The sequence below is a fragment of the Microcoleus sp. CAWBG640 genome, from assembly GCF_020883015.1.
In the GTDB taxonomy this organism is placed as follows: Bacteria; Cyanobacteriota; Cyanobacteriia; order Cyanobacteriales; family Microcoleaceae; genus Microcoleus; species Microcoleus anatoxicus.
Genome location: NZ_JAHRFC010000012.1, coordinates 27,473 through 50,508, shown reverse-complemented (window position 1 = coordinate 50,508; position 23,036 = coordinate 27,473). Strand labels below are relative to the sequence as shown.

Sequence of the window (23,036 nt, the reverse complement as noted above, 5' to 3'; positions counted from 1 at the left end):
TCCTTGATTAAGGTTTGGCTTTTGTTTGAGAAGCAGCGTAATTATCTGCGATTAACTTGCTAACTTCAGGATTGTAAATTCGCAGATAATTCCAGTAATTTTCAAACACAGATTTGACATATCCTTTGGTTTCAGGAAACGGAATTTTGTCTGCAAAAGCATCCGGGTCACTAAAACTAAACCTCTTCAACCAATCTGCTACTGCATTGGGTCCAGCATTGTAGCTAGCCACAGCTAACATTGAGTTATTCTTGTATTCGTCGTGGGTGTGACCTAAATACCATGTACCGAGTTTAATATTGTCGTCTACATTTTCCAATGAATACTTTTTGAGGTTAATTTTATCGGCAACCCAGGTTGCTGTTTCCGGCATGACTTGCATTAAACCTGTGGCTCCCACTGCGGATTTAATTTTGGGCATAAATCGGGATTCTTGCCGAATTAATGATGTCACCAAAAGTGGGTTAATTTTGCGTTCTTGAGACCATTGTACAATATTTTGTAAGTAAGGAAATGGATATAATGCTTGCCAGTAATTTGGCTGCTGTCTCAGGGCTAAATATTCCTTTTTTTCTTCTGGTTGTTCCCGGTTGCGCAAACTCCCAACCATCCACAAACCGTCTAGGTTATCTCCGACACCAATTCGCATTAAACCGTCGGTAAATTGCTCGGAAATACTGGGTTCTACTCGGTTTTTAAATTCTATTTGCCACAGTTTCCAAGCATCTCTGTCTTGACCTAATTGATAGAGTTCTTTTAAAACTGGAGAACCTGCGGTTGGTTCCAGGCGCTGAGGGGGGCGGACTACATTGGGAGAGAGGTCTCGGACTGTGGTAAAGTCGCCTACAGCCCAGCCGAGAAGTACAGCCGATCGCCATGCAAAGTAGGATTCGGGATAGCGTAAAATAGTGTATTCAAAAGCTGTTTTTGCGTCCTGTTCCCGACCGATTTGTTTTGCCCATTTGCCTACCCAAAATGCTGCTTCTGGTGCTAGTTCGCTGTCTGGATTGTGGGTGGTGAGTTCTCTGGCCCATTGCCAAGCTGAATTTAGATCTCCGGCTTTGGCAAATTGCTGGGCGACAGTCCATCGCAGTTCTGCTGCTTTATCGGAATTGTTGTATTTTTTTAAGAGTAGTTTGCGGGTGTCGGAGGCAGAGGTGGCGCTGCCTAATTTGTCTAGGAGTTGGGATTTATCGAATAAAGCTTCGGCGGCATGATTGGGGAAGTTGCTAATGACTCGATCGAGCAAAACGATCGCATCTTTGGGTTCGTTCAAGCGCGACAGCCTGATTAAGCCTAAACCGGTATCTTCGGCATCGGGAAATTGGTTGACTAATTCTTGATAGGCAATTTTCGATTCTGGTATTTTTCCGTCTAGCCACAAACCGCGAGCTTGGCGGTAAAGATTTTTGGCGGTGCGGGGAGCTTTCCCGTAGGCGATCGCTCCTTTGCCGTAATCTTGTTTTTCCCAATAGCCAAAAGCTATTTCTTCCCAATCTTCCGGTTTCAAGGCGCTGCTGTTTTGCTGCACCAATTGTTCTAAAATTGTACCATAATTATTGACATAATGACCGTGTTTTGCTACTATCAGCATCAACGGTGGCTGATTGGGATTTTCTTTTAACTTAGCCAGGGCAATTTCTACGCTGCGGGGATGGGCGGGAAATTGAGTGATTGCCTGCTGCCAATATTCTGGTTTGGATTTGCCTAAAACATATAAAGCTTCCACAGCTACTGGGTCATTGGGATAATTTTTGAGCAGTGACTGCCAAGCTGTTTCGGCTTTGTCCCGATCGCCACTTAATTGGTAAGCTTCTGCCCGTTTCAGGGCAATGTGAGAGGCTAAAAGTGGATATTCTTGCTCTAATTTGTCCAATAAATTTAATGCTTTGGCAGGGTTTCCTTGCTGGATTAAATCCGTGGCCAGGAGGTAGCGGGCGCGGCTTTGAGAGGAGACTGGCTGTTGGGGATTTGTCGGTGCAGACTTACTGGTGGCGATCGCATCTAATTTCGTCGCCCTCTCCACCGCAGACAGGGATACCAGGCTTTTAACTTCCGATTCGGCATTTGCTATGTCCTTGGCTGGTTGAGCTTTCTGGAACGGGCCGACACCCATCAATTTGGCGAAAGTCAGCAAAGAGCCGATCGCCATAACGCAAATTGAAACACCCATTAAAACAGAAAGTTGAGTTTTGCGTCGCTTTAGCATGGGGTAATTTAAGAAAGTAAGGAGGTTCTAGCCTCCCCCGAAACAGATGATTGACGGCGGTGCCTGACATCAGCAAAGGGAGACTTCGCCGTATAGTACCAGAATTTATTTTGACGCGGACTGGGGAATTTGTCCGATCGCTCTATATATTTTGGAAAAATAAAAAGGGACAAAGCACGAAGGACAAAGTACAATCAAAATCTAAAATCTTAACAGCAAATCAAAACATGGAATTTCGAGTCACCGATACACCCCGCTCTGTGTGGACAGGAGATGCCCTGGCAATTGGTCTATTTGAAGACGCGGTAGAGCTCACCGGCGACTTGGCACAATTAGATGAACAGCTTACAGGCACTTTGAAAGAGCTGCTACTGGAAACAGATTTTCAGGGCAAAGCTGGTACCATTGCCATTACCCGTGTTGGGGGCAAAAGTCTGCTACGTAAAATTGCGATCGTCGGTTTAGGTTCTGCTGAAAACTTAAAATTAGATACTCTGCGACAAGCAGCAGGTATGTGTGCCAAGCTAGCGAAAAAGGAAAAATGTAAAACCCTCGCTCTTAGCTTTCCGGTGTGGCAAAATACGCCGGATGCTACAGCTAGTGCGATCGTCGAAGGTGTAGAACTTGCCGTCCATCAAGATCACCGTTTCAAGTCGGAATCCGAAGACAAAAGCGGTGCGATCGAGCAAGTAGACTTGCTGGGTTTTGTCGGTAGCGAAAGTGCGATCGTCCGCGCCAGACAAATCACTGCCGGAGTCATTTTAGCACGGGAATTAGTCGCAGCCCCAGCCAATTTCGTGACCCCAATTACCATGGCAGAAACCGCCCAGAGTCTTGCTGCTGAATGCGGTTTAGAATTAACAATATTGGAGCAAGCAGACTGCGAAAAACTGGGTATGGGAGCATTTCTGGGCGTTGCCAAAGCATCGGACTTGCCACCAAAATTCATTCACCTGATTTATAAACCAGAAGGCAAACCGCGGCGCAAAATCGCCATTGTGGGCAAAGGATTGACTTTCGATTCCGGCGGTTTGAACATCAAACCAACGGGCAGTGGCATTGAAATCATGAAAGTCGATATGGGCGGTGCGGCGGCTACTTTGGGTGCTGCCAAGGCGATCGGTCACATCAAACCCGATGTGGAAGTTCACTTTATCAGTGCCGTGACTGAAAACATGATCAGCGGCAACGCTATGCGCCCTGGAGACATCCTCACAGCTTCTAATGGCAAAACTATCGAAGTTAACAATACCGATGCAGAAGGGCGTTTAACTCTGGCTGATGCTTTGGTATTTGCTGATAAATTGGGAGTGGATGCGATCGTGGATTTAGCAACTCTCACCGGTGCCTGTGTAATTGCTTTGGGTGATGATATCGCTGGTTTGTGGAGTCCTCAAGATAGTGTGGCATCCGAAATTGTGGCAGCCTCAGAAATGGCTGGGGAAAAGTTTTGGCGAATGCCGATGGAAGAGAAGTATTTTGAGGGATTGAAAGCTTTGCACGCTGACATGAAAAACACTGGCCCTCGTGCTGGTGGCTCGATTACGGCGGCTCTATTTTTAAAGCAGTTTGTGAAGGATACTCCTTGGGCGCATTTAGATATTGCTGGCCCGGTTTGGATTGAAAAAGAAAATGGCTACAACGGCCCTGGGGCTACGGGTTTTGGAGTTCGGACTCTGGTGCATTGGGCCTTGAATTAAACGCCATGATACAGGGCAGTGCGATCGCCTATCACCATTAACCACAGGGAAATTGCAGACACTTGATGATTCAAAAAACAGGTAGATTTTCAAGAATTAGTGGTGTATTGACGATCGCACTGTCTGGCGGCTGCGGATTATTTGTGTTCAAAAAACCCGTACAATCTATCCCATCCCTCAAGTCATATCAAATCCTCTCTTCATCGGAATAGTAAATTCGAGTTCACTGTTCACTGTTCACTGTCAACCGTCAACCGTCAACTGTCAACCGTCAACTGTCAACATCACCTGACGGTGTAACCGGAAATGATATCAGGGGCTTCCCGCTCGTCTTTTGGTCAAAACTTGGGATGGCGATCTCCGGATCTAGCCCTGGTGGCTCGATCGGGCGATACCCGTTTCGCCAGCCCCCTCCCTTTGTCTGAGGGCGGAGGATGAAGCCGATCGCTAAAAAGTTGAATTTTGTAAACTTTCTTAAAAAATAGGGCCCCTCGCCCGGTAAAATCAGAGACGGATTTTCTAATTCAACAATCTAGACTAACTAACTACAGTCAGGAGGACACATGGACTTTATAACCGATCTGTTCAGCGGTGCTGGCAGTGTCAACATCCAACTAATTGTTCAGGTCGCTTTGCTCGCAGCAGTCGTGCTTTCTGGCCCGATCGTGATTTTTCTATTGGCTGCTAGAGGCGGCGATCTCTAAGATTAGTATGATACCGGGCGATCGAGAGTTGGGAGCTTTGAGTTGTTAACCATTCAGATTTCTCAAAATTCGATCGCCAATTTTCAAATCCCCCTAGAGTTTACGTTCAAATCCCCAGGGCATTTTTAGCAGCTTGAATCAAGCTGTAAAAGAAAGGTTTAGACAAATCGACTTCCCTAGCATTTTCCCGGCTATTACCCAACAAACCAGTGGTTTGTCCAGGCGAAACCGCTAACACCTGCCCGACGGAGTTGCGAATTCTCAACTCAGTCCGATCGCCAGATCGAGATAAACTACAAGCATAAGTGCGATCGGAAAAATCAAACTCAGCCTTCCCCGAAACAAACGGCCTAGAATCCGCCTCACCAGTAGCCAGTCGAACACCCAACAACTCTAACTGCACCGATATCTTGCCATTAAAAGAATTTTCCCGCAATCGGTAAGCAATATCAACCAACCGAGGCAAAGGAAAATATTCACCCCAACGCCAAGCAATACCCTGTAAACTGGCTGGTACTTTTCCAGTTTGACTTGCAGTTAGTTTCAGATGATTTCCTTTCCCAACAATTTTCTGTTCAGTTATACAAACATTCGGTGTCCAAAACACAGGAGCCTTATTTTCAATCCCGCAAGGTTCCAGAGCATCAATTTGTCGATAAAGCTCCAAATTAATCTCAGATAAATCCGCTTGCACATCCACAGAAACCAGCGGCTTGAGATGTTCTGGCTGCAAACATTGATTAGCAAAAACCGCAAGTTGACTGCGGAATTTGGCCAGATTCTCCGCAGGCATAGAAAAACCACCCGCTGCTTTGTGTCCACCAAATTTAGTTAATAAATCCGCACAAAAATTCAGCCCGTCAAATACATTAAACTCAGGAATTCCCCTCGCCGAACCCCGCACAATCTTCGACTTATTAGCCTCATCCTCATCCGCCTCATCCTCAAAAGTACCAATAAACACCGGCACACCATAACGCTCCACCAACCGAGAAGCCACAATCCCAATCACCCCGTGATGCCAACCAGGCCTTACCACAACCAAAACCCGTTCCTGCTGCAAATTCAGCGAACTTTCCTCACACCAAGCGATCGCTTCCTCTTCAATTTCAATACACAACTCCTGCCGGCGCTGATTAATTTGTTCGCACTCCATCGCCCTTTGCAGAGCCAAATCGCGATCGTCCGTAGTCAACAATTCTATCACAATTTGAGGGTCTGCCAGCCTACCCACAGCATTAATCCTCGGTCCAAGTCTAAAACCAATATCTTCAGGTTTTAAGGAATTTTGAGTAGGACTTTTAAAGTTGGGAATCAAAGGAGTTTCCGCACTTCCAGGCTGCACCCCAGCCACCTGAATCAAAGCCTGAATCCCCGCCAATTGCGAGTGAGGCAACAGCCGCAAACCCCGCTTCACCCAGCGACGATTCACCCCAGTCAAAGGCGCTAAATCCGCAATAGTTCCCAAAGTAAATAACTCCAGCAGCGGATTCACCAACCCGCCAACTTGCTGCAAACTCTGAGCTAAACAAATTGCCAAAACATAAGCCACACCAACCCCAGCTAAACCGCGATAAGGCGAAGATTCAGCAATTAATTTCGGATTCAGAATCGCATCCGCCGGCGGTAGTTGTGGCGGCAAATCGTGATGGTCTGTAATAATTACTTTTACACCCAGTTCTCGCGCTCTTTTCACCGGCCCCAAAGCGGCAATGCCGTTATCTACAGTCAGAATGAGAGCCACACCTTCGGAGTGAAATTCTTCTACAATGCGATCGTTAATCCCATAACCTTCCCGCATCCGACTCGGAATCGCATAATCCACCTTCGCCCCCAGAGCCCTCAGAGCTCGCAGCAACAAAGCCGTGCTCGTCATCCCATCAGCATCATAATCCCCACAAATCGCAATCTTGCTTCCTTTGGCAATTGCTTCCCGCAACAATTTCACACTCACCGCCAAATCAGGAAACTCATCCATTGGCTGTGGCAAAACCAGAGATTCCGGCTCTACAAATCCTTGCACTTCTGTCAGTGTATCGATGCCCCGATTAATCAGTACCTGGGCTAACAGTGGCGACAAACCAATTTCTCTAGCAAACTGTTCCGCTTGCTGTGGTTGAGGCGCATAGATTTGCCACCGTTGGTTCGGCAACCGATGAAGATGGGAGGAATTAGAAGTGGGTATATCTGGCACGGAAAATTGCGTTTAAAGATACATAGCTAATATTAGCTAATTTAAGTACCGGAATTAATCAATTTTAGATTTTAAATTTTAGATTTGAAAATTGTCCTAAAGATGAGTCTTTTGGTAAAATTCAAAGACTGCTTACCTAGATGCTATACTTTCAAACTCCCCTGGGAGGTAAAAATGAAGCCTAGCAAGCATTTACACAGCCCGTACATTCCCTGATTCTTGATTTTAGCTAAAGAGGAGATTTAGATGACTGCTGAAAAACGACCATGGTTTCAAACTGCATTAAAGTTGCGGGGGTCTGTCATTCCCTCAATTTTACCCCGTGTTTTACTCTGCGCTGGTTTTGGTTTTTTTATTTCACTGCTGTACTCTCTTGGTATTCCAGTATCTTTACCAATCTTGTCTAGCGTTGTGCCCAGCATTGTCCTCGGTTTATTATTAGTCTTTCGGACAAATACGGCTTACGATCGCTTTTGGGAAGGTAGGAGAATTTGGGGAACTTTAATCATTGCTGTTCGGAATTTGGCGCGTCAAATATGGGTATCTATTAGCGACAATAAGCCGGAGGATTTCCTTGAGAAAAAGTCAGCTATACGGTTATTAATTGCTTTTGCAATCGCACTGAAGTTGCACCTACGCCAAGAGAAAATTAACTCAGAAATAGAGCCGTTTGTATTGCCATATCAGTATGAAGTTCTCAAACAAATGAACAATCCCCCACTCGAAATTGGTTTTTGGATTGCAGATTACTTGACCCAACAGCACGATAAAAATAACCTTGATGTCTATCGGTTGACTGCGATGAATCAGTTAGTCAATAACATGATTGAGGCCTTGAGTGGTTGCGAGCGAATTTTGAGAACCCCTATGCCTCTAGCTTACGCGATTCATCTAAAACAGCTATTGTTACTTTATTCCTTAGCACTGCCATTTCAAATGGTGAAAGATTTGGGTTGGGGAACGGCCCCAGTAGTAGCTTTAATTAGTTTTACTTTGTTCGGAATCGAAGCAATCGGCATTGAAATCGAAAATCCTTTTGGTCACGATACTAATGATTTGCCCTTGGATAATATTTGTGCTACCATTCAGCGCAATATCGAAGATTTAATTTCTTTGTCTCCTAGTGTTCACAATCATGTGGAAAAGTAGTAGTCAGAGCAATCAATTAAGATAAAAACTTCGGAGTTACTTATCGGTAAAGTACGCACTGCGTACCTTACCGATAGATAGGATCTGATCTGCTTAAATCAGTCGGAAATCGTTAAGTCCAATTTGTGAAGCATTCACTCCGGTTAAAGAGACGATCGCAATACCATTCACTTTAATCAGAGTGCTGTTATTACTCTGGCTAATTTCCAATTGGTTGAAACTCAAGCCACTAGACAATCCTAGCACATCTTCTCCTTTCACAAAGTCGGAAATAATATCCAATCCCAGATTATTGCCGATCGCAAACGTGTCATTGCCCAAACCGCCAATTAAGCTGTCGTTGCCTAAACCTCCAAACAAGATATCGTTGCCTTCGCAACCGAGAAGCGTATCGTTACCTTGGTCTCCATAAATCGAATCATTGCCCTTACCGCCGTCAATTAAATCATTGCCTTGACCGCCATAAACTAGGTCATTTCCGGCATCGCCAGACAAAGTATCGTCCCCAACTTCTCCGAAGAGAGTATCATTGCCTTCGCTACCTAGCATTAAATCCTCACCGTTTCCGCCGAATAAAGTATCGTTTCCTTTACCGCCATCGATAAAATCGTTACCTTCATTACCCAAGATTAAGTCATCATCTTCTTGCCCGTTAAGTGAATCGTTTCCTTGATTTCCGAAAATAACATCTTTACCAAAACCGCCAAGAATGATGTCGTTTCCTTTGCCACCCAACAGGATATCGTCTCCCTTGTAGCCGTTAATGAAATCGTTGCCTTCGTTGCCGTTTAAAATGTCGGCGCTGTTGCCACCAATTAGGTTGTCGTTACCTGCTTTGGCATCGAATATATTGGGGCTGTTGCTGCCAAAATAACCGTCATTTTTGGGAGTACCGATCGGGATGCCGGAATTGCCGTTGATGATATTATCGACTGGATTTGGTCGATCGAGGTTTGGTCGTTCAATGCGATCGCCAATGCAGGTTAGATCGGGTGTGGGCGTACCAGTAGGCGTTGGTGTAGGCGTGGGAGTAGGAGTCGGCGTGGGGGTTGGCGTTGGAGTCGCCGTCGTATCCACAATAGTCAAAATCGCCGTTTTCTGATTTCCCAAACTAGCATTATTTGTGGCATTTGTCAAGCTGAGATTTACAGTTTCATTACCTTCTACTAAGGTGTCGTTAGTAATGGGAATAGTGAAAGTTTTGCTAGTTTCACCAGAAAGAAAGTTTAACGTACCCGATGTAGCAGTGTAGTCACTTCCGGCGGTGGCGCTACCGTCAGCAGTGCCGTAACTGACAGAGGCGGAGACATTGCTGCCACCTGTACGATTAACCGTAATTGTTTGGGTTGTGCCATTTTCATTAACGCTGTAAGTGCCACTGCTGAAATTAAAGGTTCCCGGCGCTGATATATCGTTATCGGCGATCGCCACGGAAGCAGTTTCAGTACCAGCAGCCCCCAAATTATAAGCAGCCGCACCGACTAAAGTCAGCTTCACAGCCTCGCTACCTTCCACAAGGGTATCGTCAATTGGAGTAATAGTAACATCTACAAAAGATTGACCAGCCGGAATGATAATGTTGCCCGTTAAATTTGGTGTGTAATCATTGCTGGTGGCAAAGCCGATACCGCTAGCAGCAGTATAATTGACTGTTAGTGGGAGTGCGGTACTGCCCGATCGCGTAATGCGGAAAACACCAGGATTTGCAGCAGATTCGGCTGCTGCTGCGTCTGTCGCAGTAATAGTGACAGTCGGTAAGGCAATGTTAAACCGGGCGACACTCGGATCGTGGTCGCTGTCTTGGTCGGCAAATTCTGAGTTAATATGAACGACATCAAATCCGGCTAAATTTTTAGCTAAGTTATTGCTAGCTAAAATGTGGTCGAGAACCTGCGCGTTGCCTTGAAAATTATAGGTGTACTGCTCATTTATCGGCAGAGTTTCGATTAAGTTTTGCAGTACCGCAGTGCCACTACCGCCGGGAATTCCCCGCACCACATTCAGCGGTTCGGAAAATGCAAAATCATTCAAATCTCCGGCAACAATTACATTCGCATTGGCATCAACTGCCAAAATGCTATCCACAAAATTGTTGACAATTTGTGCTTGTTGCAGGCGCTGAGTTTCTGAAGTTAGAACTGGTGGCTGATTGGGACCGAAAAGCGGTTGGTCGCCTCCTTTTGAGTTGAAGTGATTGGCAATTACAAACACCGATTGGCCGTTGAATTGAAATTCACCGACTAGAGGCTTGCGGCTGGTATTAAATGCTGCATTGGTAGGGTCAATTCTGCCGGGACTTGCTGACAGTGCGGGCGCGCCACTGACGGTGTTAACCGTTGTTGCGGTTGTGGAAGTGCCGCCAGTGCGATCGACAAAAGTAACGCGGCTGGGATTGAACAAAAATCCGACGCGAATATTGCCGCCCGGTTCGCCGCCGTCTTGGTTGTTTACCGGGTTAATTTGCCGGAATTCATAAGTCGGGCCGCCCGCTGTTTTAATTGCCGTAATTAAGGTGTTGTAAGTTGTATCTGCCGCCACTACACCGTCATTGGTTGCGCCGTTGTTGTCTTGAATTTCCTCCACATTAATAATGTCAGGACTTTTGAGATTGGTGACAATGCGGCTGGCGATGGCTGGGAATTTGGCAGTATCGCTGGGGTCTAAATTCTCGACATTGAAAGTAGCAACTGTTAGCTGGGTGGCATTTCCAGTTAGGTTTGTAACTTCCTTAGTCAGCCCGCCAGATGTAACGCTGGCTTGAGGAATTTGAGTGGTATTTAAAAGCTCGTAATTGCTGAAACTGTAACCGATAACGCCCGTAACTGTGCTTAATTTGTCGGCGACGTTGGTAACAGGTGACAAGCTGCCATTGGTGGGAGGATTCAGCAGAGTATCGTCAATTTGAATCCGTTCGGGATTAAAATCAGTAGCAGAAACGGCAATCCCGCCGCGACTTGTTCGGCCCGTAGCATTCACACCGTTATCTGGCAAAACATAGAATTCGCCAAAGTTGTTTGTTGGGCCGACAACTACTGGATTGTTGACTTGTACCAGCATTGATTCTAAACTTTCGTAGAAGTCGATGCCTTCAGTTGTTGGGTCAAAATCGCCGCCAGTTTCTACATTGCCGGCAGTAGTGAAGTCGTTTTGAATGAAGGTTGTCGGTTGAATTCGGCCACTGGTACCAATGATAGTTGGAGTAATTGTTCCTAAAGATGCGATCGCACCTACAGCAGCCCCAGTAACCGTAGCATTAATTTGGGTAGTGGTAAGATTGGTGGCGTTGTTAGCAGGGCGGAATTCATCAACTCGACCAGTTACTTGTACCGATTGTCCGACTGTCGGATTGGGTATTGTCGAACTTCCCAAGAACACAAAAATCGCTTCCGATGTAGAATCTGGATTAGCCCCGGTGTCGGGAGTCGGGTCTTGCATATAAAAACCGCGACCGCTACCAGTGGCGATTAAGGCTGTGACTACACCTGGAACATTGCTAACAGTTTGAGTGGCTAAAGATGATGTGTGACTTGCGCCTTGAATGTTGCGGATACGAACCGGAGAACTACCCAAAGTTACGATATCGCTGCGGAATTTTTGGAAGTTTTCCTGGGGCAAATCTTTGGAGATAACATTGTCGCCGTACCACAGATTGTCGCCGTTATCAACTAATAGCTGAATCTGACTGCTATCGGTTAAGTTATTCGGCACTTCGACAATTGATTCAAAACTGCCACCTGCATTTAAAGCAGTCAAGTTTGCCGATCGCACTTGAGGCGCATCAGCAGCATTCCCAGTCCAAGTATACAACCGGAAATCTTTCGGCGCAGTACCCGTAGCACTGTCAGCAGGGCCGGCAACAATTAGGTATTCGTTGTTAGCATTGCGATCGATACTGCGAATTCCGCGCCCGCCCAAATCTAGTTGAATTGGAGCACCAATTGTGGCGCTAGTAGCGGTTCCCGTTACCAAGCTGGCAAAGTTGGTAATCGGTGCGATCAAAGCTTTTGTGCGATCGCTTGCTGGAACTTGCGGAGCCCGGAATGCCACATAGCCAGTAGTGTTGTCAGGTGCAAACGTCAAACCTTCGATATTGAAACCGTCTAAGGTAGTAGCTTCTGGGATTTTGCCCGCAGCCGCACTAGCAGTAAAATTGAAACCGTTAGTATCTCCCCACGCGATCAAATCGCCTTTCAGGTTGTCGTATCTGCCAGCAAAAGTCAGATTGGTTGTCGCACCGCTACCGGAGATATCGGTAGCAAACAAGCGGTTGCGATTCGGCCGCGAGTTGCCGCTGCTAGCGTTGCTTTCGGAACCCATCCAGTAAATGCGGTTGCCGAGTCGGGTAGAAGCTTCGATGTCCACTTCTCTGGGAAGGCCGCCGGAGATATCCGTCAAACCAAGAGAGTTGGTAAAGTCAAAGCTTTTGACTGGTAAACCGGAATTGGCCCGATCGTACAAACGAAGGGCTTGGTCTTCGTCGTCGCCAACTAGCATATAGTTAGAGTCGATCGCGATCGCCGTACTCGCATCGCTTGTTCCAGTCAGAAAACGGCTAATTGTCGGAGTGACAGAAGCAGCCGAAGCCGCGTATTTCAGAACAGTAGATGTTGTGTTTATACCGTCACTTACAGTTACAGTCACGTCAGCATAGCCGACACCCACAGGATTGATTTTTAGATTGCGACTTGCGCCAGTTCCGCTAATAGCTAAATTGGCATTGGGAACCACAGCAGTGTTGCTGCTGGTTGCGGTTAATGTCAGGTTGGCAACAGCAGTTTCGGCATCAGCTAGAGTAAAGTTAACGCCGAAATTCTTAGCCGGATCTGTGGGGTCGTTGATGACGCCAGACAAGCTAGGAACTGTTAAAAATGTAGAAGCTGCACTCGGTGCGATCGTCGGCGGAGTGTTAGCAGTCGCTGTCACAGTTGTAGTGACGGCGGTAGTCGAGGAATTGTTGGTTTCGTTGCTTTCGGCGATCGCACTTCCCGGATCGGCAACTGCGTCACCTATAGCACTGGTGACAGTGCCCGCAGTAGTACGAGTCACATTAACAGTCAGGGGAACGCTGCCGCCAGCCGCGATCGCACCGCCAGTAAAAGTAACGACTCCAGCCGCTTGACTGACTGTATAACCCGTACCGCTGGCCGAGTTGTATGTCACCCCCGCAGGTAAAGTAAATTTGGCGCTAACTCCTGTCGCAGCAGTACCGCTGTTAGCCAATGTCAGCGTGTAGTTGAAGGGATTGTTGACAGTTGCATTAGCCGGGGCGCTGCTGGTGATGGTTAAGTCGGGTAAAGGAGTGGTTGTGGCGATCGTCACGGCAGCAGCAATATCTGTCAATGCAGTAGGATTAGTCACAGTCGTAGCTGTGCGCGGAGTCGTCCAAGTACCCGTAACAGCATTGTAAGTGCCAGTTAACTTAGTAAATGCCCCGCCCGCCGGATCGGGAAAAAGAGTTGTATTAGTTCCATCCCCAAAAGTTCCCTGGGCATTCTTGTAGATATCACTTGTAGGCAATACATAACCGCCAGTAGCTGGATTTGCAGTCCCTACACCCGTGCCAAAAAATACAGCATCAACAGGAACAGTGGTGCTAGTAATACTGGCGATCGGAACATCAAAAATCGCAATCCCGTCAGCATTAGCGCCTCCATTTCCTAGCACTCCGCCACTGTTAAAATCTCCAAAACCCTCACCCGCAGTTGTGCCTGTATTGATAGTTTTCAGCCAATTTGCCCCAGAAATATCTGTAGTGGCTACACCATTAATTAGCTTGCCCGAACCGCCTACATAAGCAACTTGTCCCTTAGTGAGAGTACCTGAATTAATACTGAAACCGTAAGTCAAAGCAGCCCCGCTAACCCATCCGTTGGCGAGTGCAGTTCCATTATTTGCCCACACCACGGTGTAGGGAGTCGCTGCAAAGTCGATCGCCTCTGTAGCAATTACCTGCAAATACTCGTAAGGGCTATCTGTACCGGCTGGATTTGCCATGTAGCCCGAAATAATTAACTTGGTGGCCATAGCACTTTTTCCCAATTTGCGATCGTTGTTCACTCCCAAAGACAGATACTACGATGCTAACGTTAAGGAATAGTAACTGTTTATTTAAGTAACAATTAATAACTACAAAACCAAAAAACTGCATACCCACACGACTTACGCAACTGGCATATAGTGTTCCTTAGTTTTATCTCAAATTATCTCATTGCTATAATGTTTATTTAACCAACTTGACAAACTCTTAAAAATATTAGTCTTGCTACCACTATAAAGACAATCTAGCTCTTTTTCTACAGTAGTGCGGTTGCCATACAAATTATCCAGAATGGCACAACCAGAGGGAGACATCTCCAAATAGCGAATACTATCTTTCAGATAAAGAGATACAACGTGCCAGTAAAACCGAGGATAACCAGCCCTTAAATCTTGATAATTTGAGTATCCCAATAACTTATTACTACCTACTTCTTCAAACTCGGAAAATAAAGCAGGTAACTTAAACAGATAAGATGGATCGGATAACTGACCAATTAAATCAGCCCCGCGAGTCAAACCCGGAAAATCAAGTGTGTCTTGGTGTAAGTGGTCTTTAGGAACAGGAAAACGAGTTAATTCAATATTTAATTGAATAATATCTAAATTAATCAACTCATACTTACTAAAATTTTCAATTACAAACAACTTACCACGATCCACATGATATGGTGTTAAACTAGCACCCGTAGCTGTCGGAGAAATGTTAATACTATCACCATCAACCCCTGTCACGAAAATATGTTCTGCCATGCAATCCTGGCTGCAAATTCCCTTCAGGTAGCCAATATCATGGCAAAGTAAAGACACAATGAAATTCAGCCAATCATGGGCAGAAACCTGTTCTTTGCAAAGGAGTTTGCCAGAGAGAATTTCCTGACCAACTAAAACCACTTGAACAGTGTGTTCTAGATTGTGATAGGGCGCATCGCAATTCGCGATCGCCTCTAGAATCTGTGGACCTATCAAACTAAATAAATCGAGATATTCCCGCTGTTCTTCTCCGTAAATATACTGATACTCAGTCGTGAGATATTTAATACAGTGGTGAATCAACTTAGATTGAGCTTGAGGAATGGCAGTCATACTCTCAATCGACAAGACGAAGGTTTTTTTAATGATAACTCATGGTCTATTTATAGCAAGTATTGAAACTGGATTTATCGCAGACAACTAAACTTTTAAACAAAATTTAAACAAACATTAACTATAGCAATCCTAAATCAATAGATGTATTTACTTTTACAAATCCCTAAAATTAGCGCATAAACCAAGAAATAAATCTTTGAAAACAGCTTTAAAATAATTTAGACGATTCGGTACCAAACTACGGCCAAGCCAGCCAAAACTAACAATACAGGCATCAACCAATCGCCCCACCGTACATACAAAGTCTGAGTTTGCCTGCGATAAATAGTAGCATCTTGGACTTCATAAGTATTAATTCCCGACATCCACAGCGTCTCACCGTGAGGATTCACAAAAGCAGAATAACCCGTATTAGTTGCGATCGCCGCCCATCGATCCGTCTCAATTGCCCGCATCACATCAAGAGCATGGTGCTGAGCCAACATCGGCGGTTTATAATGAGCATTATTGGAAGCTGTTAGCATAAATTCGCCCCCATTCGCCGCCTGATATCGAAAAATTTCTGAAAACGCTGAATCGTAACAAATACCGACAATCGCGCGGCCAAAAGGCGTATCAAACAATTGTTTGGGATTTCCCGGTACTAAATGCGCGTCTAAAGGAGAAAGCCGATTGATCATCCCCCCTAAGATTTCGTAAAATGGGATATATTCGCCTAAAGGTACGAGCTTGGTTTTATCGTAGCGGCTGATGATTTCTCCGGTTTTGTCGATCGCCAATAAGCTATTAGTCATACCATCCCCTTCCTGTCCAAAGCCTCCCACCAAAGCGAGAATACCGCGATCGAGAATTGCTTGATAAAAAGACAGAGTAGAACGCTGATAGTCATTTGTCCAGAAAAAAGGCAAAGCCGTCTCTGGAATTAGCACAACATCCACGCCTCTATCTGCTAACTGTTTGTATCCCGCCGTGTAACCTTCCAAGGCCCGACGCCAGCCCTGGGAGTCAAACTTAATCTCGTTCGGAATATTACCTTGAATAATTCCTATTTTTAACGCCATTCCCGGCTCTTCAATTAAGGGGCGATTATATAAACTCCACCCCACAATATGCAAAATTAAACACAAAATTCCCGGTAACAAATAAGTAATCCAATTCTTCCTTCTTCCTTCCCCCATCCCCCCTAGGGGGGGGTAGGGGGGGGTTTCTTCTTCCATCCCCCCTAGGGGGGGGTAGGGGGGGGTTTCTTCTTGTTTCCCCCCTAGGGGGGGGTAGGGGGGGGTTTCTTCTTGTTTCCCCCCTAGGGGGGAGTAGGGGGGGGTTTCTTCTTGTTTCCCCCCTAGGGGGGAGTAGGGGGGGGTTTCTTCTTGTTTCCCCCCTAGGGGGGGGTAGGGGGTGGTTTCTTCTTGTTTCCCCCCTAGGGGGGGGTAGGGGGTGGTTTCTTCTTCCATCCCCCCTAGGGGGGGGTAGGGGGGGGTTCTTCCTTGGGGGTAGGGGGTGGTTCTTCCTTGGGGGTAGGGGGTGGTTCTTCCTTGGGGGTAGGGGGTGGTTCTTCTTCCTTCCATCCAAGCTTCAGCAATTAACCCATTTACTGCTACAATGGCCGCCGTTACTGCACTCGGCCCAGAGAGTTGACCGAGGTGTAAAATAGCTAAATTGTGGGGGCTTTGGGTGTAAGATAGTGATGTCCACCACAGCGAACCTTGACTCCAAAAACTTTCTAAAGCACACCATAATGCCGTGCCAATTAAAACACGAATTAATGATGAGAATTTGGAGTTACCCCCCCCAGCCCCCCCTTGTAAAGGGGGGGAGTGAAGAGTTCCCCTTTTAAAAATGGGGGAGTTAAGAAGAACCCCCCCCAGCCCCCCCCTAGGGGGGAAAGAAGAGAGGGAGTTGAAAGTTACAAATAGCCATGCCCAAACAGCAACTAAGGCGGCTCCCCAGAGAGTGATGAATGCCCAACAAAAAAGTGCGATCGCTAAACTAGGCCACCACGGAACCCCCAACCAAGTCATGGGGTGAATTCCCATAATCCAAGACAAAGCTAATCCGTGATAGCCAATTCCCCAGAGTAAAGGAAGAAGGAACAAGGAAGAGGGAATAAAAAAGAATTTTTGTTTGTTTACTTCTTGTTTTGGCTGTTGGTAATCTACAACCAAAACCCAGAGGGGAACTAAGGCGAACCAAGCCAAAAGCCAAGCATTTACTGGTGCGGTTGTCAATCCCATCACAATACCGCCCAAAAGTGCGATCGCCCATCCTAATTTCTGAGGTGTATTCACCTCGATTTTTTGAAATTTGCGTTTATTAAATGAGCTACTTATATAAAATCCTCTCTTCATCGTCCTGTATTAAACTCTCTCTTCTCTTGCTTCGGGTACTTCGCGCCTTCGCGGTTAAATCATTCCGATACAACCGGAATTGATATTACTACGCGCTTTGTTATCTCAAAAAAACCTCCCTTCAGGTCGGAAACCTAAAGGAAGAAAACCTTTTATCTCAAGTACAACAATGTCTTTAGGAGCAATTATGGCAAGCTAGATCGCACTCCGGCATCTATCTAATGATAGAAATTATCGGCAAGGTGGCTAAGTATTTTGAATTGCTGCTTTGAGACTCTTGCAGAATTGGGCGATAGATTCTAAACCCTGTTCTGGAGTGCCATCAGCTAAACGTTTGACAAAAGCACTGCCCACAATGGCAGCATCTGCGCCCCATTCTTTCACTTGACGAGCGTGTTCCGGTGTCGAAATTCCAAAACCGATGCCGATGGGTTTTTCGGTGACGCTGCGCAGTTCTTGCAGTAACTCTTTTGCTCGCTTTTCTAATCCATCCCGCACTCCTGTAACGCCGGTGACGCTGACTAAGTAAATAAATCCTTGAGACTGCTTAGCAATAGCTTCTATGCGGCTTTTGGGACTTGTGGGAGCAACTAATAATGTGAGTTCAATGCCTAATTTGTTGGCTGGTTGAATTAGGGTTTCGGCTTCTTCTAAGGGCAAATCTGGTACTACTAATCCCTGGACTCCGGCACTTTTGATTTGCTGCAAGAAAGTTTCTACACCTCGATACAAAATCGGGTTATAGTAGGTGAACAGAATAATGGGCGATCGCAAATTAGGGCTAACTTTGGCGACCATTTCCAGCACGTCATCTAAGCGAGTTCCGTGCTGCAAAGCCCTGGTAGCAGCAGCTTGAATGACTGGCCCGTCAGCCAGGGGGTCGGAATAGGGAACACCAAGTTCGATCGCATCAGCACCGTTGTCATCCAAAACTTGCAGTGCTTTGGCCGTTGTCTCCAAGTCGGGGTCGCCAGCAGTAATGAAAGGGATTAAAGCGCACTGATTTTTTTGGCGCAGGTTTTCAAAGCAATTAGAAATAGTCATTAGTTATTGGTTATTAGTCAGTGGTTATTGATTATTGGTTATTGGCAGCACCGCGCCCTGAGCGTAGTCGAAGGACGCCGCTAATAACAAATAACTAATTATTTTTTTCCTGTTCAATTTCAGCTTGAATTTTTGCCAATTCTTCGGGAGTCAGTGCATCAAGCTGCTTCTGCAATACTGCTTCTTTGTAGTCCTTCAGTTGCTGACTGTAGGTCATACCTTGAGTAACAGCTCGAAATAGATAGGTAGCCAGCCATCCAATTAAGCCGGCCACCAAAAATAATTGACTCCAGATACCAGCCTTGGTGCTGTCGAGTCCCGCCAATTGCAGCAACAAGTAGGCTAACCCACCAGCCACAAAGACACCGAGTGTGATTCCAATTACGTCTATACGTCGCATTTAGGCTTCTATCTGCCGCCGTTTGGGGCGAAAATTTAAAAATGGAGCTAGGAGAAACATACCTGGGAAAAAGAAGAACATCAAGAAGTACATGAACGCCCGTTCCAAAGAAGTAGCAATGTACCAGCGGCTGTTGAGATAGGCGTAGGTAGCTGCGGGTACTACCAGGAGATAAGCTCCCGCCAAGACGGCGTACAGCAGTAGGGTAATATACATAGATTTGCTTTAGGGGAATAATTACAGGCGGTAGGTGAGATAGGCGCGATCGCCTAGGACACACTGATTGATTATTGTACCGCTTAGGGGGATGCAGCGCGGTTTTTGAGAAATTTTAGATTAGGGGTTGCGTAAAATAGGGTTTTGGTTGTATTGTATAAAGCTGTGGTTGTCTGTGGGGGCATAATCCTGCTACAGTAACTTAAATCAGGGGGTGTGGCGGAATGGTAGACGCTACGGACTTAAAATCCGTTGACCCGAAACGGTCGTGTGGGTTCAAGTCCCTCCACCCCCATTCAAATTCGATGCTTTGTGAGTCAAGACTCTCAGATTTACTGATTGACCGAGATTTTTGTTTGCCGCTCATCATAACCATAAGAAGCTCTCTTCCCTCTGGGATGAATTAAAAATTATGGTCATTAAAGATATCGGAGAACAAGGTCTTTTAAAAATATTGCAAAAATTCTGCCCCCCAGAGATAGTCGGTGATGATTGCGCTGTGATGGTGACAAGTCCCAACCAATCTCTGGCTGTGACGACGGATATGTTGGTGGATGGAGTGCATTTTAGCGATCGCACTACCAGCCCCTATGATGCAGGATGGCGCGCGGCAGCCGCGAATTTGTCGGATCTGGCAGCGATGGGAGCAAGACCTCTGGGGGTGACAGTAGCCCTGGCTGTGGCGGCGGATACGGCTGTGCTGTGGGTGGAAGAGTTTTATCGGGGGATGACGGCTTGTTTGCAAGTGTATCAGACGCCGATCGCCGGGGGAGATGTTGTACGATCGCCCGTTGTGACTGTGGCGATTACGGCTTTTGGGGAGGTTGAGCGCGATCGTATCATTAGTAGGTCACAGGCGCGATCGGGCTGGGCGATTGTGGCTACGGGTGTTCACGGGGCCTCTCGCGCTGGATTGGAGTTGCTGTTGAATCCTGAATTTGGGCAAAATCTCACCACAGGCGATCGGGCTACTTTGATTCTAGCCCACCAGCGCCCTCAACCGCGGCTGGATGTTTTGCCGGTGCTTTGGGAAATCTTGGGTTGTGAAGATGGGATGGAACCCCCCCTCAGTCCCCCCCTTGCTAAGGGGGGGAAGCCGGATTTGAATTCTCCCCCCCTGGGTAAGGAAGGGAAGCCGGATTTGAATTCTCCCCCCCTGGGTAAGGAAGGGAAGCCGGATTTGAATTCTCCCCCCCTTAGCAAGGGGGGGCCGGGGGGGGTTAATTCTCCCACGCTGATGAATGAGGATCTAAATTCTCCCCCCCTTAGCAAGGGGGGGCCGGGGGGGGTTAATTCCCCAATTCCGATCGCCGGAATGGACAGTAGCGATGGCTTAGCAGATGCGATTATTCAAATTTGTCTGGCTAGCGGTGTTGGCGCAAAAGTCGATCGCCCCAAAATACCAATTCCCCATATTTTCAGCGAACTTATATCAACTGAAACAGCTTTAGAATGGGCATTGTACGGCGGGGAAGACTTTGAGTTAGTGCTGTTTTTGCCACTGGTGCAAGCTCAGTTATTGGTAGAAAAAATCGGAAATGGGGCCGCGATTGTGGGAATGACTACAGATAGCACGGATATCTGGTTGACTGATAGCAGCGGTATTTATCCTGATGTTGTATTAAAGCTCGATCGAGGATTTCAGCACTTCTAAATAATCTCTTGTCAGCCTAGGAACTTGGGCGAGGGTTGAGTCAAGCCGGCGAACCATTGGTTCTGTTACTGTAAGCAGTAGCCAGATTCTGTTGAGTTTGAGCAAACTTTTCGCTCCCCGGTTCCCGATTACTTAAAACTATTTGATAACCAGTAATGGCAATTTCCATATTCTTCTCTTTATTACCGCTGCTAAACTCACTAATATGACCACTCAAACTTTCAATTAGGCCAATAATTGAGCTAATTGTTTCTGAATTTTCACCGTCCAGTAACTTAAAAGAAACTTGCTCTAAAGTCCGGGCAAAACTGTCATTGAGGAGATGTTGCCGTTGAGCTAGCATGGGGAAAATTACTGCACTATCGCTATTGCTAGCTTGTTCTGCTTGCAATAATTCTAGGAAGAAGTTTGCATATTCTTGAAAATTTTCACCTTCAGATATATTGCTATCTCCGTCATCATTCATATCCATAAATTGCCCTAGCTCACGGGCCAGATTTCGCAGAAATTGAGCGCCATTTTCCCCTCCTTGTTGAGCCAAGGTTGATGCTACTAACTCGCAAGTTTCCAGAAATCCGCGATCCAACAATTCTGAGTTATCCTGTAATATCTGCGGTTCTTCGACCTTGGGGCAATTCAGCAAGCTGTGAATTAATTGGAGATAGGCTTGGGCGCGGTTTTTTTCCATTGTGGAGAGTTGTCAATAACACCGGAATGTATTTTATCATGATTGGTCGGTGACGAGAAACCGGGTTTTTGCGACAGACTTGGTTACAGGCGAAAACTCTGGAAAAAACCCGGTTTCTTTGGTTATGTGTAGAAAGAATGGAGTCGGCGATTGAAATCGCCGCATCATCTATTACAATTGATTTGGATCGATTCCCATTTCTCGGAGTCTTGATTCTAAAGCTTGCGATCGCGACGGGTCAAACATTTCGAGTCCCTTGTCAGATAACTGGAACCGGACGCCCAGTCTGGGACTGATCCAACCGTCTATTTGTTCGATCGCTTCTAATTGTTCTTGTTGACGTTGCCATCCTGTAAACGATTTCAACGTCATTGGTAGCTTATTTACATAATGCTACCTTGGGAATTAATCTCTCCAAAATTTGCTCGATCGCCTTGGCAGTCCAATCAATATCAGCTTCCGTTGTTTCCCGTCCCAGACTCAACCGAATGCCGCAAATAGCCATTGTTTTGCTATATCCCATTGCCAATAATATCGAACTCGGTGTCAGTTTTCCGCTGTTACAAGCAGAACCGGAACTAATGCCAATTCCCGCCAAATTGAGCTGTCTTACTAAAGTTTTTCCCGTCACTTTTCCTGGGTCGCAGTCGGGAGAAACAATGCAAAAACTGACGTGGTGTGGCAGTCTACAATATCGATCGCCAGTTGGTACTAAACTAGGTACGTGGGCTAATCCGTCAAAAAGGCGATCGCGCAATTCAATTAATCTTGCAGTTTCCCCATCCATCTCCTGGGATGCCAATTCCGCCGCCACCCCAAAACCCACAATTATGGGCACTGCTTGCGTCCCGGAACGCAGTTTCAATTCTTGGCCACCACCAGTCAAGATTGGCGCTAATTTTACACCAGGACGCACGTAAAGCGCCCCCGCACCTTGGGGCCCATACAGCTTGTGACTGGAAAGGGAAAGCAAGTCTACGGGAAGTTTCTGGACATCGATGGGTAATCTGCCAGCAACTTGAACTGCATCGGTATGAAACAGGATATCGCGATCGCGGGCGATCTTTCCTAATGCTTCAATTGGTTGCAGCGTGCCAACTTCGCTTTGTCCGTAAATGATGGAAATTAACACTGTATTCGATCGCACTGACTGCTGCAAATCCCAAGGGTGAACTCGCCCAAGTTTATCCACCTGTAGGCGAGTCACTTCCCATCCCCACTGTTCAAGTTGTAGCGCGGTTTCTGATACTGCTGAATGCTCTACGCTAGAGATAATTATGTGCTGTGGCGTAGTATAAAGACGCGCAATTCCCAGGATGGCTAAGTTGTCAGCTTCAGTACCACCTGAAGTAAAAATCATCGATTCTGGGAGAGCGTTAATCAGGCTAGCTACCTGCATTCTGGCTAATTCTAAAGCTGTGGCAGCTCTTTGTCCCCACTCGTGCAAACTCGAAGGATTTCCCCACAGTTGAGCAATAGCTTTTTGCATCGCATCAATTGATTCTGGGCGTGTGGGAGTCGTGGCGCTATAGTCGAGATAAATTTGCATGGCTTTAAATAGGTTAGTTATTGGTTATTTGTTATTGGTTATTTGTTATTGGTTATTGG

The 23,036-nt window shown here is 46.4% G+C and carries 15 protein-coding genes and 1 tRNA gene; 5 read left to right on the top strand and 11 right to left on the bottom strand.

Going from position 1 to position 23,036, the window contains the following annotated elements:
• Window positions 1–7: 7 nt before the first annotated feature.
• Window positions 8–2,209, bottom strand: coding sequence for a transglycosylase SLT domain-containing protein (locus AAFP11_RS08875; protein ID WP_341736715.1), 2,202 nt, complete (start codon window positions 2,207–2,209; stop codon window positions 8–10).
• 227 nt (window positions 2,210–2,436) lie between these two features.
• On the opposite strand from AAFP11_RS08875, the gene AAFP11_RS08870 reads away from it, so the two are divergent.
• Window positions 2,437–3,909 (top strand): leucyl aminopeptidase, encoded by a 1,473-nt coding sequence (locus tag AAFP11_RS08870; RefSeq protein WP_341736773.1) that lies wholly within the window; start codon window positions 2,437–2,439, stop codon window positions 3,907–3,909.
• Between the two features lie 563 nt (window positions 3,910–4,472).
• The gene (locus AAFP11_RS08865) at window positions 4,473–4,613 is read left to right on the top strand and encodes a photosystem II reaction center protein Ycf12 (protein WP_340525940.1); all 141 of its coding nucleotides are present in this window, start codon (window positions 4,473–4,475) and stop codon (window positions 4,611–4,613) included.
• 106 nt (window positions 4,614–4,719) lie between these two features.
• Here AAFP11_RS08865 and recJ read toward each other — a convergent pair whose 3' ends face one another.
• A complete protein-coding gene (gene recJ, locus AAFP11_RS08860; protein WP_341736714.1) occupies window positions 4,720–6,807 on the bottom strand; it encodes a single-stranded-DNA-specific exonuclease RecJ in 2,088 nt (695 codons plus the stop codon).
• Between the two features lie 246 nt (window positions 6,808–7,053).
• On the opposite strand from recJ, the gene AAFP11_RS08855 reads away from it, so the two are divergent.
• Entirely contained in the window at window positions 7,054–7,956 is a 903-nt protein-coding gene (locus AAFP11_RS08855) for a bestrophin family ion channel (protein ID WP_341736713.1), read from the top strand.
• Window positions 7,957–8,049: 93 nt separating this feature from the next.
• On the opposite strand, the gene AAFP11_RS08850 is transcribed toward AAFP11_RS08855, so the two are convergent.
• The 6 genes from AAFP11_RS08850 to ndhL form a co-directional block, all read right to left on the bottom strand.
• On the bottom strand, window positions 8,050–13,980 hold the full coding sequence (locus AAFP11_RS08850) for a Calx-beta domain-containing protein (protein WP_341736712.1): 5,931 nt from the start codon (window positions 13,978–13,980) through the stop codon (window positions 8,050–8,052).
• A 171-nt stretch (window positions 13,981–14,151) separates the two neighbouring features.
• Window positions 14,152–15,078, bottom strand: a complete 927-nt coding sequence (locus tag AAFP11_RS08845; protein WP_341736711.1) for a metal-dependent phosphohydrolase — start codon at window positions 15,076–15,078, stop codon at window positions 14,152–14,154.
• 221 nt (window positions 15,079–15,299) lie between these two features.
• A complete protein-coding gene (gene lnt / locus AAFP11_RS08840) occupies window positions 15,300–17,312 on the bottom strand; it encodes an apolipoprotein N-acyltransferase (protein WP_341736772.1) in 2,013 nt (670 codons plus the stop codon).
• A 360-nt stretch (window positions 17,313–17,672) separates the two neighbouring features.
• Window positions 17,673–18,470, bottom strand: a complete 798-nt coding sequence (trpA, locus tag AAFP11_RS08835; protein ID WP_341736710.1) for a tryptophan synthase subunit alpha — start codon at window positions 18,468–18,470, stop codon at window positions 17,673–17,675.
• Window positions 18,471–18,564: 94 nt separating this feature from the next.
• A complete protein-coding gene (locus AAFP11_RS08830) occupies window positions 18,565–18,870 on the bottom strand; it encodes a DUF3007 family protein (protein WP_340522087.1) in 306 nt (101 codons plus the stop codon).
• On the bottom strand, window positions 18,871–19,086 hold the full coding sequence (gene ndhL / locus AAFP11_RS08825; RefSeq protein ID WP_340522086.1) for an NAD(P)H-quinone oxidoreductase subunit L: 216 nt from the start codon (window positions 19,084–19,086) through the stop codon (window positions 18,871–18,873).
• Between the two features lie 210 nt (window positions 19,087–19,296).
• On the opposite strand from ndhL, the gene AAFP11_RS08820 reads away from it, so the two are divergent.
• Together AAFP11_RS08820 and thiL are read left to right on the top strand one after the other, a co-directional pair.
• Window positions 19,297–19,381: transfer RNA gene (locus AAFP11_RS08820), tRNA-Leu, on the top strand.
• Between the two features lie 117 nt (window positions 19,382–19,498).
• Complete coding sequence (gene thiL / locus AAFP11_RS08815) at window positions 19,499–20,740, top strand: thiamine-phosphate kinase (RefSeq protein ID WP_341736709.1); 1,242 nt, start codon at window positions 19,499–19,501, stop codon at window positions 20,738–20,740.
• 40 nt (window positions 20,741–20,780) lie between these two features.
• Here thiL and AAFP11_RS08810 read toward each other — a convergent pair whose 3' ends face one another.
• The 3 genes from AAFP11_RS08810 to AAFP11_RS08800 form a co-directional block, all read right to left on the bottom strand.
• Window positions 20,781–21,428 (bottom strand): hypothetical protein, encoded by a 648-nt coding sequence (locus AAFP11_RS08810; protein WP_341736708.1) that lies wholly within the window; start codon window positions 21,426–21,428, stop codon window positions 20,781–20,783.
• Between the two features lie 171 nt (window positions 21,429–21,599).
• Window positions 21,600–21,800: a hypothetical protein gene (locus tag AAFP11_RS08805; protein WP_341736707.1), complete on the bottom strand. Its 201-nt coding sequence runs from the start codon at window positions 21,798–21,800 to the stop codon at window positions 21,600–21,602.
• A gap of 7 nt (window positions 21,801–21,807) precedes the next feature.
• Complete coding sequence (locus tag AAFP11_RS08800; RefSeq protein WP_341736706.1) at window positions 21,808–22,977, bottom strand: cysteine desulfurase family protein; 1,170 nt, start codon at window positions 22,975–22,977, stop codon at window positions 21,808–21,810.
• Window positions 22,978–23,036: the final 59 nt, after the last annotated feature.

Bases quoted from the DNA above. Each gene is read 5' to 3' on its own strand.
- AAFP11_RS08875 (WP_341736715.1), bottom strand. From the start codon at position 2,209: ATGCTAAAGCGACGCAAAACTCAACTTTCTGTTTTAATGGGTGTTTCA.
- AAFP11_RS08870 (WP_341736773.1), top strand. From the start codon at position 2,437: ATGGAATTTCGAGTCACCGATACACCCCGCTCTGTGTGGACAGGAGAT.
- AAFP11_RS08865 (WP_340525940.1), top strand. From the start codon at position 4,473: ATGGACTTTATAACCGATCTGTTCAGCGGTGCTGGCAGTGTCAACATC.
- AAFP11_RS08855 (WP_341736713.1), top strand. From the start codon at position 7,054: ATGACTGCTGAAAAACGACCATGGTTTCAAACTGCATTAAAGTTGCGG.
- AAFP11_RS08850 (WP_341736712.1), bottom strand. From the start codon at position 13,980: ATGGCCACCAAGTTAATTATTTCGGGCTACATGGCAAATCCAGCCGGT.
- AAFP11_RS08845 (WP_341736711.1), bottom strand. From the start codon at position 15,078: ATGACTGCCATTCCTCAAGCTCAATCTAAGTTGATTCACCACTGTATT.
- lnt (WP_341736772.1), bottom strand. From the start codon at position 17,312: ATGGGATTGACAACCGCACCAGTAAATGCTTGGCTTTTGGCTTGGTTC.
- trpA (WP_341736710.1), bottom strand. From the start codon at position 18,470: ATGACTATTTCTAATTGCTTTGAAAACCTGCGCCAAAAAAATCAGTGC.
- AAFP11_RS08830 (WP_340522087.1), bottom strand. From the start codon at position 18,870: ATGCGACGTATAGACGTAATTGGAATCACACTCGGTGTCTTTGTGGCT.
- ndhL (WP_340522086.1), bottom strand. From the start codon at position 19,086: ATGTATATTACCCTACTGCTGTACGCCGTCTTGGCGGGAGCTTATCTC.
- thiL (WP_341736709.1), top strand. From the start codon at position 19,499: ATGGTCATTAAAGATATCGGAGAACAAGGTCTTTTAAAAATATTGCAA.
- AAFP11_RS08810 (WP_341736708.1), bottom strand. From the start codon at position 21,428: ATGGAAAAAAACCGCGCCCAAGCCTATCTCCAATTAATTCACAGCTTG.
- AAFP11_RS08805 (WP_341736707.1), bottom strand. From the start codon at position 21,800: ATGACGTTGAAATCGTTTACAGGATGGCAACGTCAACAAGAACAATTA.
- AAFP11_RS08800 (WP_341736706.1), bottom strand. From the start codon at position 22,977: ATGCAAATTTATCTCGACTATAGCGCCACGACTCCCACACGCCCAGAA.